This window comes from Flavobacterium aurantiibacter, from assembly GCF_002251775.1.
Lineage (GTDB): Bacteria > Bacteroidota > Bacteroidia > Flavobacteriales > Flavobacteriaceae > Flavobacterium > Flavobacterium aurantiibacter.
The window spans coordinates 1-17336 of the sequence record NZ_NOXX01000218.1 but is presented as its reverse complement, the minus strand read 5'-3'; the positions used below and the strand labels follow the sequence as shown (position 1 = coordinate 17336).

Genomic DNA, 17336 nt, shown 5'->3' with positions numbered 1-17336 from the left:
TTTTCTATTTTAGCTTACTGCTCTCATTTCGGTAAAAGACCATAAAGAAATAAATGAACAAGTAAAAGAATACAAAAAGTACTGGTAATACTAGCTTAAGTTTGCCATTAATCGACTTTATGTTTTTTAAATTTGTTGAAACAACTATTTCTTTAATTATCTGATCGCTGTTAATAAAATCAATCCGTAATGAACCCTGCTCTGCAAATAGTAGTTCCTTCGTTTTAATGATTTCGTTGAGTTGTGTGTTTTCATTATAGTACACCAAACTACTGCTTTTCGAATTACTAGCGGTACTGTTTTTAAATGTATTGAGAAAACTATCTATCTGGCCAATAATCGAATCATTCGCCTTCATCTTAATTGCCAGATTATTTCTATAAGCTTCCTTTAGTTGATTAAAATAATTAGAGTCGTTTAGATAACTTATTAAAGGTTTGACAAACCCTTCTTCAGATACTTTATTCGCGGTTTCAAATGTCAAAACATGATAAGGGTAATTCTTACTTGTGATCTTATCCGTAACTATTTTCTCTAGGTCACCGTCTTCAGCCATAAGCTTAATTAATTCAAAATTTTGTTCATTGTCTTTGATGAACTTATAAATATCTATAATTGGCTCAATGGTTAGCTTTCCCGTTTGATGAAGATCTTTAAACCCTGATTTGGTTAACGATAGTGTATCTTTTTGAATGATTTTAGAATTGAACTGCTCTATTTTAGAATATAGGTAGTCGTTTGAACCAAAATTTGGTGTTACAATTATTTCATGACGATAACTCGTTAGCGTTTTATCGAGAAAAAGACCAAGACCGAAACCCGAAAAAAGTAGTACCGTAAGTATGATGATTTTTCTTTTTACAAACAAAATAGCCCGAAAAGCTGTTGCCTTAAAGGCTGAGAAACTATCCGTTATGCGGTTACCGATTTGAGAAAAGTCAATTTCTTCACTTTCAGGTTTCTCTGAAGTGTTCTTATTCATTGTTATAAATTTATAAGTTAAATATCTGTTCTAAAATTTTTATTGTAATTAAATAGGTAGGCTTAACACCGGTTGTTCCTAAACCACCCGAAGCTAAAGTACTTCCCGTTTCTAACGGATTATCCGAGGCATAGTACGCATAACGAACTTTTACCTGGGATGGTATGCTTTTTCGAATTTTGGAAGCCGATTGAATGGCTTTCTGATAATACGCCCCTTCCATTTCCAAACCGATTACACCCCAAGTTGACTTGTGGAAAAACGTCAACAAATCTTTGTTCTGTAATGAGGTTCCTAATACTGTTACCATCGGACCCGCACAAACTGGAATGTCGTAACCGGTTAACATCTCAGCAGTTAACTCGTTTTCAAACGGATAGTTGTCGCCCGTACCTTCATTGATGTGCGCCGAAGGAATCATAATATCGCCTTTTCCTCCTTCTAAAATACCGGCTTTACCCATAATTGAAACCGAAGCCACATTCAAATGTTGTTTCACACCATCGGGTTGCACAAAAGGCTTCAACAATTCATCGATGGTTTCATAAGCCTGTTCGCCAAACGCATAATCCATCACGATTAATACGGGACCGTTTTCTTGTGTTTTAACTTTCGGAAACGCCGTTTTCTTCCAATCGATTATAGCAGTATCGAAAATCTGAACATCAATGTTTGTTCCCGAAGTATCTGGCATCGAAATCATTCCGTTTGCCAATGCCAATTTCTCTACCTTTAAACGCAATTCTTTGGCACCACTGCTGCTTAACTCTTCAAACAACTTGAAATCGATACCAGATTCGGTCTTGTTTTTTTGAATTCCGGCAGCAAAAATCGAATTCATTACCGAGTGCATATTGGCACTGATGATGTGAATTTCACGATCAAGTAATCCGTTGGCGAATAAGGTCGATTTGATATTGTGTGCCCAAATTTCTCCGTGAATGTGATGTCCTAAACGTTCGCGTAAAATCGGGCTGAAAGAAATAGTGCGTTTTTTATTTTCCAAAACTTCTTCCAAAGCCAATTTTCCTAACCAATAAACTACGCTCAAAAATCGGTCGGGCTTTTCGGCGCTGCCAAACGAATCGTAAATAGCATTCACTTCCGAAAAACTGCGTCCAAGAATATTTGCCGTATGTGAAACTGCTTTTTCACGTTCAATTAAGGTGAGTTTCTTTGAAGTTTTAACGGCTTGTTCAAGCTTTAACCAATCGCGCGACAACTCGCCTCCATCGTCCAATAAAACGCGATCTTTAATTTTGTGCGATTCGATAAAAATGAACGTCAGGTGCGTTAAAATGTCGTAAATATCCGAACGTCCTCGGGTAATTACCACATTCATTTGCTCCTCGTCTATGCGGTAACAATTGCGTTTACGCTTCGGCGGAACGATCGCGGTAAAATGACTATTGGTATAACCTTCGTCGGAAATTAAGTTGATAAAACGACACTCTTCTATACCCGTTGGCAGACGCTCGATGACGTAAAGCAAGCCATTTAGCTCCACTTTTTCTTCAGCTATACTTCCGTAAATTTCGGGTCGGAGCGATAAAAGTGCTTCTCTCAACGTTTCCCCTGATACACCCATTGGTTTGTAAAAACCACGGTTAAAAAGGTGTCGGATGGTAATATATAATCGTTCAATCGCAGCCGACGACTCTTGGGCTCTACTGCGGTGTACATTTCTAATTTCGCTCATGTGCAAAGTTTACTAACCTGCAAATGTAGGTTTTTTCGTTTGTATTCTAGTTGCCTCCGTTTTTGCTAAATGGTTAAGTGTGTTGTTTCAATTTCAATACTGTGTTTTCAGATCACTGACCGACTTGTATTCTTGAGGCAACTGTATGAAGTTAAAATCGTTGCTAAATTTTACGCTTTCGCGGAATGAAAAGTAGTTAAACGCTTTCGCGGAAAATAAATCAGATTAATTTTTATAAGTTTATGAACGTTACTTACATTTGAGAGAAGTATTGGATTTTATATTTTTGAATTTCAACACTATATATGAGGTAATATTGCAATATTACGTATGTTAAAGTCACGCTACTTTACTGTCGCTTTTTTTTCAAAAATCAACCCATAAACTCCAATAAATAAAAGGTTTATAACAATCTCGTCAGGAAATCTGCAATTTTTCGGTCGTTACTCAATCGCGGTAACTTATTCTGACCACCTAATTTACCTTGACTCTTCATGTACTCCTGAAATCCGTTTTTGGGAACCACCGAAATCTTCAGTACCTGTAATACACTACCCGAAATCAAATCGTCGTAATAGCTGTTTTGCTTCCGTAATGCTATATCTATAGCTAAAGCAAACGATTCCAAATCTTCCGGTTCTTGTTCAAATTCAATAAACCACTCGTGATAGGGCAAACCCGAATCTGGAGCAACTTGCGGAGCCACGGTGAACTCACTCACCACAGCTTCCGAATCCGTTAAAGCGGTGCGCAAAGCCTCCTCCACTTCTTTGCCAATTACATGCTCCCCAAATGCCGAGATAAAATGCTTGATGCGACCCGTAACCACCAGACGATACGGCGAAAGCGATGTAAACCGAATCGTATCGCCAATGTTATACGCCCACAATCCTGCATTAGTCGATAATATCAAAACGTAATTCACGCCCAGTTCTACCTCACCAACCGTTAGTCGCGGCGGATTTTCTTCAAAAAAGCGATCGGCAGGAATAAATTCGTAGAAAATTCCAGAATTCAACAACAACAGCATGCCTTCCTCTTGCTGCGAATCGGCATAAGCAAAAAAGCCTTCCGATGCTGGGAAGAGCTCTATACTGTTGACTTTCCTCCCAATCAATTGCTCAAATTTCTTGCGATACGGCTCGTAATTCACTCCACCGTAAATAAACAAATTGAAGTTTGGAAACAACTCGCCAACTGCTTTACCCGACTTTTCTTGCAAACGCTCAAAGTACATTTGTACCCAACTCGGAATTCCGCTTATGATCGACAAATCTTCTTTTATCGTTTCCTCAACAATCGCATCAACCTTGGTTTCCCAATCGTCTATACAATTGGTTTCCCAAGAAGGAAGTCGGTTTTTCTGTAAGTATTTTGGAACATAATGGGCAACAATACCGGAAAGTCGTCCCAATTGTATGCCATTTTTCTCTTCTAAAATCGGACTTCCCTGCAAGAAAATCATCTTTCCATCTACAACTTTAGTGTCGCCTGTTTCGTGGATGTAATGCAAAATAGCATCGCGCGCAGCTTGAATGTGAAACGGCATCGATTCGTTGGTTATCGGAATGTACTTTGCGCCTGATGTTGTTCCCGAAGTTTTGGCAAAGTACCGCGGTTTTCCGGGCCAAAGTACATCGGGTGTTCCGGCAACAACTCGATCTACATACGGCTTTAAGGCTTCATAATCTCGGATGGGAACGCGGGCAACAAAATCGGCATGTGAACGGATTTCCGAAAAACGATGATCTGTCCCAAACTGCGTATTTGCAGCGCGCCGAATCAGTTTTTCAAAAGTGCGTTGTTGTGTAACGACAGGCTGCGAAGCCCATTTTTTGGTTTTTGCAACCGCTAGTGCTGCAACGTATTTTGATAAAAAAGCTTTAACCGACATGAGGCGCAAGTTACTATGCAACCGCCGATTTTGGTAAAGAAGTACAATCAAAAAATCGATTTTTTTTCTATCGCTACACAATTGTAATAGCTTTAAGAATACAAACAGTAAAATTATCTTACTTTTGTAGCGATAAACAATTTGAATTATGATTGCTTCAATGATATTTTTAGGCAGCTTTGGACCAACCGAATGGGTTTTAATTTTAGTGGTTGTTTTGTTGCTTTTCGGAGGAAGAAAAATTCCGGAATTAATGAAAGGTTTAGGTAGCGGAATTAAAGAATTTAAAAACGCTGCTAAAGACGATACGCCATCAAAGCCCGTTTCGAGCGACCCAATCCAGCCTTCTTCGCCTTTAAACGACGAACCTAAAGTTCACAAAGAATAAAGAAAACCGCTTTTAAGGCGGTTTTTTTGTAGTTGTTATTTAAGTAGTGCCAGCTGTATTCGTCCGGTTTGCAACGCTACCGACAATACCCGAACTCGAACGTGTTGATGCAATTTCACAACCGATGAAACATCGCTAACAAATCCTTGTCCGAGGTTTGAAATATGAATCAAACCGCTTTGTTTGATACCTATATTCACAAAGCAACCAAAAGCGGTAATGTTGTTAATAATGCCCGGTAATTCCATACCTTCCCGTAAATCGTCAATTGTTTTAATTGTCGAATCGAATTCTAAAACCTGAGCTTTCTTCCGCGGATCGCGAGCGGGCTTTTCCAGTTCCTTTAAAATATCTTTCAAAACTAAAACTCCCACTTTTTCAGTAACGAAATCCGACGGTGCAATTTTGGCAATCTCTGTTTTGTTTCCAATCAATTCGCCCACCGTAATTCCCAGAACTTTCGCCATTTTTTCAACAACAGCATACGCTTCCGGATGTACCGCCGAATTATCGAGCAAATTACTTCCGTTGGTAATGCGCAAAAAAGCCGCAGCTTGTTCAAATGTTTTCTGACCCAAACCCGGAACCTCAAGCAACTGTTTTCTGTTGGTAAATCCGCCGTTGGCTTCCCGAAATTTCACTATTTCTTCGGCAAGCTTCTCCCCTATTCCACTTACGTATTTTAAGATCGACTTTCCGGCCGTATTCAAATCAACGCCAACCGCATTAACAGCCAACATAACGGTTTTATCGAGCTCTTCTTTCAGTAAATTTTGGTCAACATCGTGTTGGTATTGCCCCACTCCTATCGCCTTAGGTTCTATCTTAACCAATTCGGCAAGCGGGTCGGCCAATCGTCGACCAATCGAAACCGCACCACGAACGGTAACGTCGTAATTCGGAAACTCATCTCGTGCAATTTTCGATGCCGAGTACACCGATGCTCCTGCTTCCGAAACCACAAAAACTTGAACATCGGAATGAAAAGGTACTTTTTTAATGAAGCGTTCCGTTTCGCGCGAAGCTGTTCCGTCGCCAATCGCAATGGCTTCAATTTTGTGCGATTGTACCAAACTGCCGATTTTTTTTATAGCCATCGTTTCAGCCGATCCTCCGTCGTGCGGATAAATCGTTTCGTTGTGCATTAAACTGCCGTATTCGTTCAAACACACTATTTTACAACCGCTTTTAAAACCAGGATCAATACCCATGATGCGCTTGGCTCCCAAAGGCGGCGCCAACAACAACTGCTTTAAATTAGCGGCAAACACAACAATCGAAGCGCGATCCGATTTTTCTTTAACCTCCTGCAACACATCGTTTAAAATGCTTGGCTTTATCAATCGTTTTAAACTGTCGGAAACCGCTGTTTGTAAATACGAATCGGGTTGTTTCCGAAAACTGGCGTTGCGAATAATTAGTTGTTCTAAATAATCATCGTCGACCTCATACCGGAGTTTCAACACGTTTTCGTTTTCAGCTCGTTGGATGGCTAAAAACCGATGCGGCGGTACGCGCGATAAGGATTCTTGCTTATCGATGTACTGCGCGTACTTTGCTTTCTGCTCTTCGGTACAACTCGGATGCACTTTTGTTTGCATCAGCGTTTGTTTGCGCATGGTATTTCGTACCGACGTTCGCACGGCGGGAATTTCGCTCAACTGCTCGGCAACAATATCGAGCGCTCCTTGCAAAGCCAAATCTTCGTTTACAATAGTTACATTTAAAAACTGTGACGCGTATACTTCTAAATCAACCGACTTCTGTTGAAAAATCGCATCGGCCAGTCCTTGCAATCCCGCCGCACGGGCTTTGGCTGCGCGCGTTTGCTGCTTTTGTTTGTAAGGCAAATACAAATCTTCCAAAACCACCAAACTATCGGCGTTTTGCATTGCTTCACGCAATTTCGGATCGTTTATTCCCTGTTTGTCTAATGCTTGAAAAACAGTTTTCTTGCGTTTCTCGAGTTCGCGAAATTGTTTGGCAAAATTCGAAATGGCATCAATTGCAACCTCATCGGCATTCTGAGTGGCATCTTTTCGGTACCGCGCTATAAAAGGCAAGGTTGCGCCTTGGTTCAATAAGTCTAAAACAGCTGTAACAACGGGCGAAGGAATTCCCGCTTTCTCAACAACAAAAGCAATTTCTGTCATATTTATGAGCAAGCAATTTTAGCAACTCGGTTTGCATGACGCCCGCCTTCAAATTCGGTGTTCAAGAACACATCAACCAGCTCCACAGCTTGTTGCACACTGGTAAATCGAGCGGGAATGCTAATTACATTGGCGTCGTTATGTAAACGAGCTAATTGCGCAATTTCTTTGGTCCAACAAAGTGCAGCGCGAATTTGCGCATGCTTATTTACAGTCATAGCAATGCCATTTCCAGAACCGCAAATTACAATTCCGAACTGTGCCGCGCCGCGTTCGATATCTTCTGCCACAGGATGCCCGAAATCCGGATAATCTACGCTGGCGGTGGTGTCGGTACCGTGGTTTAAAACCTGGTGTCCGAGTTGTTCTAAATGGGCAACTATCGCCTTTTTGTAGTCGGGCCCGGCGTGGTCGTTTCCTATCGAAATAATCATAATACTGTAATTGTGTTGCACAAAGGTACGTTTCGCAGCTCGAAAATAAGTCGATTTCTTCAAAAACCTAAGTCGTTGAAAATCTGACTACTTAAATTCATTTATTGCGACATCTAGCCTGATATTCAGCGAATTGTTGATAAAATATGTTAAAGTCTTAAAAATAAGACAAGAAGCATTGTGGTTTTTTTGTTGATAAATCAACATAACTTCTAACAGATTTTTTTGTGTGAAATCAGATTTTTTTACAAGACAAAATTCCCGCGAGATTATCAAATAAAGTTTGCCTTATTTTTTGAAAAGTTATCGACTAGTTTTTACGATTTCTTAACAAAAGTTAGGCTGTGAAAAAGCTGACGAAAACTAGTTTCGGTGGTTTTTCTACAATTGTCAATAAAGTTTGTAAAAAGCTCAAAATGAAACCAGTGCAAAGTTAAGATAATGTTAATAAATCGTTACAACTAAGTAAAAGCTAAGAATCAACTAAACGCTAAAATACTTTTTGTACAAATCAACACACTATACAACAACACATATATATTTCTATAATTAAAATTAATTTGTTGTTATTAATTGTTTGTTCATAGCTTTAAATTTCGGTTCAATTTCAAAGCTTCGATATTGCTTTTGTAAACCTGTACACATTTCGCTGTACCTTCGTAACAACGATTACACTATGACAAAGATTCCAAAAAAGCACGGAAAGAAGGTGAAAACCTATTCGGAGAAAATTCTAAAAATTCTCTCTAAATATCCGAACAGAGCTTTTAACTATAAACAAATTGCCGCTGTTCTTGAACTCGACGACACCAAGAGCCGAAATGAAATCATCAAAGATTTAAAAATTCTGGCCGCTCAAAAAGTGATCATCGAATCGGAACCTGGAAAATACCTCGTAAAAGCCGTTTCGCCGGATTACTACGAAGGAACCATCGATATGACCACGCGGAAAACCGCCTACTTCATCTGCGAAGATTTTGAAGACGATGTTTTTATTCCAACAAACAACCTCAACCATGCGCTAGATAAAGACAAAGTGCGCGTTTATGTGTACAACCGCCGTCGCGGAAAGAAACCGGAAGGCGAAGTCATCGAGATTATCGAACGTCATAAAACCGAATTTGTTGGCGTAATTGATATCCAAAAAAACTTTGCGTTTGTCAGTACCGCAAATCCGAAAATGTACACCGATATTTTTATCCCAAAAGATAAAACCGGCGGTGCCAAACAAGGCGATGTTGTGCTGGTAAAAATTGAAGATTGGCCAGCCAAAGCCGATTCGCCCTTCGGAGCCGTAATCAAAGTTCTTGGAGCACCTGGTGAACACCAAACAGAAATTCATGCAATACTTGCCGAGTACGGTTTACCCGCCGATTTCCCTGCGGAAGTACAAGCTTTTGCCGACGGTATCGACACCCAAATTACTGCTGTCGATATTGCTGCTCGGCGTGATATGCGAAAGGTAGTCACGTTTACGATAGATCCGAAAGATGCAAAAGATTTCGACGACGCTTTGTCGTTTCAGTTTCTTGAAAACGGAAACTTCGAAATTGGTGTGCATATTGCCGATGTGTCGCATTATTTAGAAGAAGGAACCATACTCGATCAAGAAGCGTTTAATCGAGCAACTTCGGTTTATCTCGTTGATCGAGTGGTACCTATGCTTCCCGAAGTACTTTCTAATTACGCGTGTTCGTTGCGTCCGAATGAAGAAAAACTAACGTTCTCTGCTGTATTTGAAATCAATGCTAAGGCGCAAATTGTAAACCAATGGTTTGGTCGAACGGTTATTTATTCTGATTTCCGATTTGCGTATGAAGAAGCTCAACACATCATCGAAACTGCCGAACATACAATTCCCACAGCAACATCGCTAACGGGAACCGATCGCGAAGTTCCGGAACCCATCGTAAAATCAGTACTAAAACTCGACGAACTCGCAAAAATTCTGCGAAAGCAACGCATGCAAAACGGTGCCATTTCGTTTGATAAAGTGGAAGTAAAATTTCACCTCAACGAAACCAACGATCCGGAAGGCGTGTACTTTAAAATCGCTAAAGATGCCAACCATTTGATTGAAGAATTTATGCTTTTGGCTAATCGTAAAGTAGCCGAATTCATCGGTAAACAGAAGAAAACTTTTGTATATCGTATCCACGACGAACCCAATGAAGATAAGCTGATTAACTTCCAAACCGTTATTGCAAAATTTGGTTATAAAATCAACTTCCGCTCTAAGCAAGATATTGCCAAATCTTTGAATTCGATTTTAGAAGATGCTCAAGGAAAAAAAGAACAAAATTTAGTGGATACTTTGGCCATTCGAAGCATGAGTAAAGCCAAATATTCAACACAAAACATTGGTCATTACGGCTTGGCATTCGATTATTACTCGCATTTTACTTCGCCAATTCGCCGTTATCCAGATGTAATGGTACACCGTTTGTTGCAATTTTACTTGTTAGGCGGCGCCTCAGCAAATGCCGAGTTTTACGAAGAACAATGTAAGCACGCTTCTGATATGGAAGTTTTGGCCACTAATGCCGAACGCGACAGCATCAAATACATGCAAGTTCGCTACATGCAAGATCACAAAGACGAAGAATTTCTCGGAGTGGTTTCCGGCGTAACCGAATGGGGCATTTACGTAGAAATTGTCTCCAACAAATGCGAAGGTTTATGTCGAATTCGGGAAATTAAAGACGACTATTATACCTTCGACGAAAAGCAGTACGCTTTGGTTGGTGCTGTCTCTAAAAATATTATACAATTAGGCGACGAAGTTTTCGTTAAAGTAAAAAATGCCGATTTAGTCAAAAAACAACTCGATTTTCATTACTTAAGAAAAAATGAATAAAGTCTTTCAATTTATAACTGTATTGCTTTTTTCAGTTTCAACTGTAGCGCAAAAATCCAAAACGCTTTCATTAACCGATTTTTCCAAAATTGAGGTTTTCGACCGAATTACCCTCGTACTCGTACCAGCAAACGAAACTAAAGCCGAAATTTCCGGAGCATATCAGAACGAGGTTACGCTCGTTCAGAAAAACGACGTTTTGAAAATTCGGATGCCATTAAAAAAGTTGCTGGATGGCGAGTTTACAAAGGTTATTTTACATTACAAGAATATTACGCGTGTAGAAGCAAACGAAGGCAGTTCTGTTTCGAATACCGATGTGCTTCAAGGTCAGAATATTGATTTTGAAGCTAAAGAAGGTGCTGAAATTCGAATAAATACTGAACTTGATTTCGCTAAAAGCAGAGCTACAACCGGCGGAATTATTGTATTGGCAGGAAGGGCAGCGGTTCAAGAAATTAGCATCGGAACTGGTGGTAGGTTTGAAGGTAAAGATTTACAAACCGAAGAAACTACTGTTACAATAACTACCGGTGGAAATGCACAAGTAAAAGCCAGCGAAACTGTTAATGCTAAAGTGCGCGCCGGCGGAACCATCGAAGTGTACGGAAACCCAAAAAACCTCAACGAAACACGTGTTTTAGGTGGCACTATTGTTCGTAAATAACGCCGAAACCGTGGAAAGTTAGTTTACTTTCTTTACCTTAGCCATTCGCAAACGCAAAACAAATAAATGCTGCACGACATTTTACTGGCAATCCCACTCGGATTTTTGCTGTGCTTCATGATTGGACCAGTTTTTTTTGTACTACTGGAAACCGCCGCAACTAAAGGATTACGAGCCGCTTTGGTATTCGATTTAGGTGTGGTTACGGCCGATTTTGTATTCATCGCCGTAGCGTATTTCAGTTCGTATCGCTTAATAAACAACCTGCAAGACGAACCAGCACTTTTTATTTTCGGTGGCTTGATAATGGTAACTTACGGCTTAATTTCGTTTATAAAATTGCGGCGAAATTCAAAAGTTGCTATCGAGCCCGAAACAGTCGAAATTCTAAAAAAAGACTATCTAGCACTTTACGGAAAAGGATTTTTATTGAACTTCATTAACGTCGGAGTACTCGGTTTTTGGTTGCTTATTTTTATCACCTTCGGACCCGCTTTAGAATTAAAAATGAGTCGTTTAATCGTGTTTTTTAGTTCGGTAATTGGGTCGTATTTGCTAATCGACCTAGTTAAAATGTTGGCAGCAAAACGTTTAAAATCAAAAATGACTCCGAAAAATATTTCTCTTATTAAACAGATTACCAGTATTTTACTAATAATTTTCGGAATATCTATTATGCTGCAAGGTTGGTTTCCGAGCGATCAAAAATTGGTGAAAAAAGCAGTCGAAATCATCGAACCCAACGAATAGTTATCAAATTTTTTGATTTTTTCTATTTTTTAAATCCTTTTACTTTTTTCAATCTTTCAATCTTTAAATCTTCATAGCGGCCCCCGCGCTTTCGCTACTAGTCCTCGTTTAAAAAAAGCTAAAATTAAACGGCAAAAACGCGCTTCTGCCGTCGCGGTTTTTTTGTTATTTTAGTTTTTTTTAAACTGCGGGCTAATCGCTCTATCGCTGCCGCGGCAATCGTTACCAAACAAATCGTTGCTAAGAAAATCGATACTTCCACAAAGATTTTTTCCCGAGTTTTATGCAAATGCTTTGATTTTTGAGATAATTACTTACATTTGCCGACCGCAATGGCGTCGTGGCCGAGTGGCTAGGCTGGGCTCTGCAAAAGCTCCTACAGCGGTTCGAATCCGCTCGATGCCTCTAAAAACCTTCAGATTTCTCTGAAGGTTTTTTTTTGATCTGGATTTAAGAAAATCTAACCCTTGTAAATGTCTTTTCGGTGTCCTAATGCAATTACATCGATAACAAGAATATCATCTAAAATTTCATAAATAATTCTGTAATCACTGACTCGGATTCGGTATCCGTCACGCCCTTTTAATTTCTTACATCCTGCTGGACGCGGATTCTCAGCAAGTTGATAAAGAGCTTCTTTGAGGTTTGAATAATAAGGTTCATTTATTTTCTCTAAGACCTTTATCACATTTTTTCGTAATGTAATTTTATACCTCATTTTTTTTGAGCCCGCTTTTTTTCAATCAACGTAAACGCTTCATCTATCGGAAATGAAGGTTCGTTGGCCTGTTTATATTTATCGTATAATTTGATGTCCTCCAACTCCTCCAACTCTTCCATAATGGCTTCGAAATCTTTCATCGGAAGAACGACAGAAATTTTATTTCCGTGTGCATCAGTAATGTATTGCGGATGTACAGTTAACATATTTTTTATTTTTAATGTTTATTGTCTAATCAAAAACAATCTTGAATTTTTCAATCCTAAGATAACTAATTAAACTCGGATCTATTATTCCAAAATCTTTCAATCTTTTAATCTTTCAGTCTTTCAATCTCTCCCTCAAACAAATCATTACCGAACTCACATCGCCACCAATCGGCGGGTTTATCTTACTTACTTCAACTTCTAATTCGTCAACCAAAGCACTTTCTCTGAAAATTCGCTCAGAAATACGTCCGGCAACGTGTTCCAGTAATTTCGATGGGATCGCCATTTCTTCTTTTACAATACGATTTAACAAAACATAATCGACCGTATCCGAAAGTTCGTCGCTGCTAACCGACTTCGATAAATCGGCCCAAACCCGCAATCGAACCCGATAATCACTACCTATTTTGGTTTCTTCTGCCAAACATCCGTGGTATGCGTAAACACGAATTTCATCTAATACAATCGAAGCACTAACTGTTGCCATAATTCTGCGAAAGGGATTTATATCTTTGTAGCAAATTACCGAAAAATGTCAACCGAAGCCAAGTCGCTTAATTTTATAGAGCAAATTATTGAAGATGATCTCGCAACTGGATTAAATCGAAACGAATTGCGATTCCGATTTCCACCCGAACCTAACGGGTATTTGCACATCGGACATGCCAGTGCAATCAATTTAAATTTCGGTTTAGGAATTGATTATCAGGCTCCTGTAAACCTGCGTTTCGACGATACCAACCCAGCAAAAGAAGAACAGGAATACGTGGATGCTATTAAGCGCGACGTTGCCTGGCTCGGATTTTCGTGGGATCGCGAATGTTATGCATCCGATTATTTTCAACAACTGTACGACTGGGCGGTGATGCTCATCGAGAAAGGAAAAGCCTACGTCGATTCGCAAACGTCGGAAACAATGGCCGAACAAAAAGGTACACCAACAACACCTGGTGTCGATTCGCCATACAGAAACAGAACGGTTGCCGAAAATCTCGACTTGTTTCAACGCATGAAAGCAGGCGAATTTGCAGAAGGAACACACATTTTACGCGCTAAAATCGACATGAGTTCACCTAACATGCTCATGCGCGATCCGATTATTTACCGTATTTTACACAAGCACCACCACCGCACGGGTTCCGGTTGGTGTATTTATCCGATGTACGATTGGGCACATGGCCAGAGCGATTTCCTGGAAGGAATTTCACATTCGTTTTGTACGCTCGAATTTTTACCACACCGCGAATTGTACGATTGGTTTTTAGATCAGATTGGTACTGGAACGGCAATTCGTCCGAAACAACGCGAATTTGCGCGTCGTAATCTGAGTCATACCGTTGTAAGTAAACGGAAATTGTTGCAGTTGGTAAATGAGAAATACGTTAGTGGCTGGGACGATCCGCGGATGTCGACCATTTCCGGTTTGCGTCGACGTGGATATACGCCCGAATCGCTTCGAAAATTTGCTGAAACCATCGGAATTGCCAAGCGCGACAATTTGATAAACGTTTCGGTATTGGAGCATTGCATTCGCGAAGATTTAAATAAAACAGCGCCGCGTGTTATGGCAGTGCTCGATCCGGTTAAGCTGATTATTACGAATTTCCCGGGGGGCGAACATCTTTCGCTTAAAGCAGAAAACAATCAAGAAGATCCGAACGCAGGTTTTAGAACCATTTCGTTTTCACGAGAACTGTACATCGAACGTGACGATTTCATGGAACAGGTAACCGGAAAGTTTTTCCGTTTGTCGATAGGAGGAGAGGTGCGTTTGAAGAATGCGTACATTGTTAAAGCAACTGCGGTAGAAAAAGATGAAGACGGAAGAATTACAGCCGTTCACGCCACTTACGATCCCGACAGTTTGAGCGGAAGCGGTACCGAAGCTAGCGAACGAAAAGTAGCGGCAACCATTCATTGGGTTGATGCTGCTACGGCAATACCAGCCGAAATAAGGCTCTACGATCGATTATTTTTAGATGAGGCACCCGATGCACACAAAGAGCGAAATTTCCTCGAATTTGTAAACCCAGAATCGCTTAAAACCGTCACGGGCTTAGTAGAAGCCGGATTAAAAACAGCTGCGGTCGGAAATCGGTACCAATTTCAACGATTGGGTTATTTCTGTGTAGATACGGATAGTTCAGAAAGTAAGCTGATTTTTAACCGAACGGTAGCTTTAAAAGATTCTTGGGAGGAGAAAGGCAAGCAAGACGAAAACTTGGTTAATAATTCGCTTAAAGAACTCAATAGGTATTTTAAACTAACCGACGAGAACGAGCAAATGGCTTTATTAGCGCAATTGAAAGCTCGTTTAAAACAAATAAAGAACTTCTCGTTGTTGCAACAAGCTGTTAAAAAGAACATTAACAACAACAAGGTTTCGTTGTTATTTGTACTTTTATTGTACAGCGGAAACGATTTGTTGCGCTACGCAGAAATGGATGCCGAAATGGCAGAGAAATTCGAAGGTTTGGTAGCGCGTTCCGATGTGCGATTGCAAGTAATTTTAGAACAGCTAAAAGCGTAGATTATGAGTAAAGATCAAACAAAAGTACTACTAGCAGCCGCTTTGGGAGCAGTTGCTGGTTTGGCACTAGGTGTTTTATTTGCTCCTGATAAAGGAAGCGAAACGCGTCGGAAAATTAAAGACAGCATTGGCGAGCAAAAAGATAAAATTGCGCAGAAAATCCAAGAGTTGTTGCAACTAGCCGAGTCGCAAAAGATAACCAAAGAGCAGTTAAGTGAAACGGTAGACGAATTAGTTTCTAAAGCCGACGATGGTGCGGCAGAAATCTTGCGTACTCTTCAGGAAAAGCTAGACAGTTTAAAAGCAAAACTATAGTTCAACTAGAACGTATTTTTTTTAAGAAATCGTAGTTCTTTAAATTGTTTGTCGTTCAGTGCGCGCAGTTGTTCGAGGTCTTTTTTCAATCCGTTTAGTAAGTCGTCTCTTTTTTCGATTTCTTTTTGAAAGAAGTTTAATAGATAGCTATCCGCAGCATGATTATTTTCGACTGCTTTACGTGCAACTACATCTTCGGGTAAACCGAGAAAAAGTTGTTCTTCGTTTATTTTATAGAATTCAAGAAGTTTAGGTAAGTATTTCAGCCAGTTTGATGATTTACCTGATTCGAGGCGGTGATAGGTTGAAGCGTCTATCTCTAGGTAAAAAGCAACTTCTTTAACTGTGTGGTTTTTTAAAAGTCGCAACTGACGTATTTTCTTTGCAAAAGCTAATTTCATAGTTTGGGACATTTAATAGATAATCAAAATTATACATTTTTCTAAGCGTTATTAAATATTAACGATATTTTAACAACGTTGTTACGTTGTTATGAAAATGTAACAAATTTAAAATCAATATTATATAATTTTTAATTTTATTTTATTTCGATAATTTTATACTTTTATCTCGGTAAATAAACGCGATAATTTTGTAATATTTTTTTTGAATTATATAACCAGAATTCCTATTGTTTATTTGATTGCATTTTACGCAAGATTATTGCATTTTTTGCAAAATTATTGCGTGAATTGCTCACATCATTTTTTTCATGATGATTTTATTTTGCTCCGTAACCAATGGCCAACGGATTACGAAAAATCATTTATAAATTTNTCGAATTCTTGTGTTCGTCAACTAAAAGTTTTCTCACCAAGCATTTATTTTTTATTGGTGTTAGAATACTATTTGCTAAAGTAACGATTTCGCCAAAGGGTAGGTACTCGGCGTGTTGCGAGACTTGGCCCAAATCGTTTGAAATATAGGTGCTTGAACCGAGGTGGTCGGGATGAAAGTAGTATTTTTTGATTTTGGATTTGTTGAAATAGAAGTAAATGTCATTAAATTCAATCATTGGATTCAAAATAGGTATAGGTAGATCAAATTTGCTATAAACACTCGTCACAATTGCAGCCGCATTTGTTACTTTTTGATTACTTGCCGTACGTGTTTCCGCTATGTTTAGTTGTGGAAATTCGCTAGCTATGTAGCTTTAAGAGAGCTTCTTTAATTTTCGCTGACGAGTTTTCGCTATCGATTTAAATAAATTTAGTGAGAAAAAAAGCATGTTTCGTCTGGACTTATTCCTATGATTTCATATATGATATTGTTCATATCAACGTATTTACCGTAATTTCCACGATATCCATAAGGCGTGTTCCTATTTACTTCGATAAACTCATATGAGTCTGGTTCTTTCGAGATCAAATTTATTCTGTAGTAACTATATTCCGTTTCTGGAATTTTACTCCATAATATTTTCTTTAGGGTTATTTTATAAATCGTATCTTTTTTCAAATGACAATTAAAAAATAAGCCTAAATCATTTACAATATTTTTTGAAGTATCTATAGGTAACTTTAAGTTCAATTTTATTGTATCCTTATTTTTTAAAAATAGTAACTCTTTGGAAACAAATGAATTATTTTTGGTCTTTTTGTAATTTTCGCCAATGTATTGACCAATAATTGAGTCTTGGGCATTGCATATGATGCAAAATAGAGTAGTGAAGACTAAGAAAAAATGATTTTTCATTAACCCGTTGGGTGAAATTATTTGAAGTAAAATAAATTGAAC

The 17336-nt window shown here is 39.1% G+C and carries 16 protein-coding genes and 1 tRNA gene; 7 read left to right on the top strand and 10 right to left on the bottom strand.

Translation table 11 applies throughout. From position 1 onward, the window contains the following. Positions 1–4: 4 nt before the first annotated feature. The 3 genes from CHX27_RS12815 to CHX27_RS12805 form a co-directional block, all read right to left on the bottom strand. Entirely contained in the window at positions 5–982 is a 978-nt protein-coding gene (locus CHX27_RS12815) for a hypothetical protein (protein ID WP_094487158.1), read from the bottom strand. Positions 983–992: 10 nt separating this feature from the next. After that, positions 993–2681, bottom strand: a complete 1689-nt coding sequence (locus tag CHX27_RS12810; RefSeq protein WP_094487157.1) for a DUF6909 family protein — start codon at positions 2679–2681, stop codon at positions 993–995. Between the two features lie 403 nt (positions 2682–3084). Next, positions 3085–4575, bottom strand: a complete 1491-nt coding sequence (locus tag CHX27_RS12805) for a GH3 auxin-responsive promoter family protein (RefSeq protein ID WP_094487156.1) — start codon at positions 4573–4575, stop codon at positions 3085–3087. Between the two features lie 148 nt (positions 4576–4723). On the opposite strand from CHX27_RS12805, the gene CHX27_RS12800 reads away from it, so the two are divergent. Then, positions 4724–4963: a twin-arginine translocase TatA/TatE family subunit gene (locus tag CHX27_RS12800; RefSeq protein WP_094487155.1), complete on the top strand. Its 240-nt coding sequence runs from the start codon at positions 4724–4726 to the stop codon at positions 4961–4963. Between the two features lie 35 nt (positions 4964–4998). Here the strand turns inward: CHX27_RS12800 and CHX27_RS12795 are convergent, their stop codons facing one another. Together CHX27_RS12795 and rpiB are read right to left on the bottom strand one after the other, a co-directional pair. After that, positions 4999–7116: a Tex family protein gene (locus CHX27_RS12795; RefSeq protein ID WP_094487154.1), complete on the bottom strand. Its 2118-nt coding sequence runs from the start codon at positions 7114–7116 to the stop codon at positions 4999–5001. Between the two features lie 2 nt (positions 7117–7118). Beyond that, positions 7119–7550, bottom strand: coding sequence for a ribose 5-phosphate isomerase B (gene rpiB / locus CHX27_RS12790; RefSeq protein ID WP_094487153.1), 432 nt, complete (start codon positions 7548–7550; stop codon positions 7119–7121). Positions 7551–8226: 676 nt separating this feature from the next. Here rpiB and rnr point away from each other — a divergent pair. From rnr to CHX27_RS12770, 4 genes are all read left to right on the top strand, one after another. Then, entirely contained in the window at positions 8227–10407 is a 2181-nt protein-coding gene (gene rnr, locus CHX27_RS12785; protein WP_094487152.1) for a ribonuclease R, read from the top strand. Further along, positions 10400–11074 (top strand): head GIN domain-containing protein, encoded by a 675-nt coding sequence (locus CHX27_RS12780; protein WP_094487151.1) that lies wholly within the window; start codon positions 10400–10402, stop codon positions 11072–11074. Before rnr ends, CHX27_RS12780 begins: the two co-directional genes overlap by 8 nt. A gap of 66 nt (positions 11075–11140) precedes the next feature. Next, positions 11141–11824, top strand: a complete 684-nt coding sequence (locus tag CHX27_RS12775) for a LysE family translocator (RefSeq protein WP_094487150.1) — start codon at positions 11141–11143, stop codon at positions 11822–11824. Between the two features lie 334 nt (positions 11825–12158). Continuing rightward, positions 12159–12229 (top strand) — tRNA-Cys (locus tag CHX27_RS12770). 55 nt (positions 12230–12284) lie between these two features. Here the strand turns inward: CHX27_RS12770 and CHX27_RS12765 are convergent. From CHX27_RS12765 to folB, 3 genes are all read right to left on the bottom strand, one after another. Next, a complete protein-coding gene (locus CHX27_RS12765; RefSeq protein ID WP_094487149.1) occupies positions 12285–12542 on the bottom strand; it encodes a type II toxin-antitoxin system RelE family toxin in 258 nt (85 codons plus the stop codon). Then, positions 12539–12751, bottom strand: a complete 213-nt coding sequence (locus tag CHX27_RS12760; protein ID WP_094487148.1) for a hypothetical protein — start codon at positions 12749–12751, stop codon at positions 12539–12541. Before CHX27_RS12760 ends, CHX27_RS12765 begins: the two co-directional genes overlap by 4 nt. 115 nt (positions 12752–12866) lie before the next feature. After that, a complete protein-coding gene (gene folB / locus CHX27_RS12755; protein WP_094487147.1) occupies positions 12867–13241 on the bottom strand; it encodes a dihydroneopterin aldolase in 375 nt (124 codons plus the stop codon). A gap of 45 nt (positions 13242–13286) precedes the next feature. On the opposite strand from folB, the gene CHX27_RS12750 reads away from it, so the two are divergent. Further along, on the top strand, positions 13287–15284 hold the full coding sequence (locus CHX27_RS12750; RefSeq protein WP_094487146.1) for a glutamine--tRNA ligase/YqeY domain fusion protein: 1998 nt from the start codon (positions 13287–13289) through the stop codon (positions 15282–15284). 3 nt (positions 15285–15287) lie between these two features. Further along, positions 15288–15599, top strand: coding sequence for a YtxH domain-containing protein (locus CHX27_RS12745; RefSeq protein WP_094487145.1), 312 nt, complete (start codon positions 15288–15290; stop codon positions 15597–15599). Between the two features lie 5 nt (positions 15600–15604). Here CHX27_RS12745 and CHX27_RS12740 read toward each other — a convergent pair whose 3' ends face one another. Both CHX27_RS12740 and CHX27_RS12730 read right to left on the bottom strand, forming a co-directional pair. Continuing rightward, positions 15605–16000 carry a helix-turn-helix domain-containing protein gene (locus CHX27_RS12740; RefSeq protein WP_094487144.1) on the bottom strand — a complete coding sequence of 132 codons (396 nt, stop codon included), beginning with the start codon at positions 15998–16000 and terminating at the stop codon, positions 15605–15607. 808 nt (positions 16001–16808) lie between these two features. Beyond that, a partial coding sequence (locus CHX27_RS12730) for a hypothetical protein (protein ID WP_207758963.1) occupies positions 16809–17336 on the bottom strand: 528 nt, incomplete at its 5' end.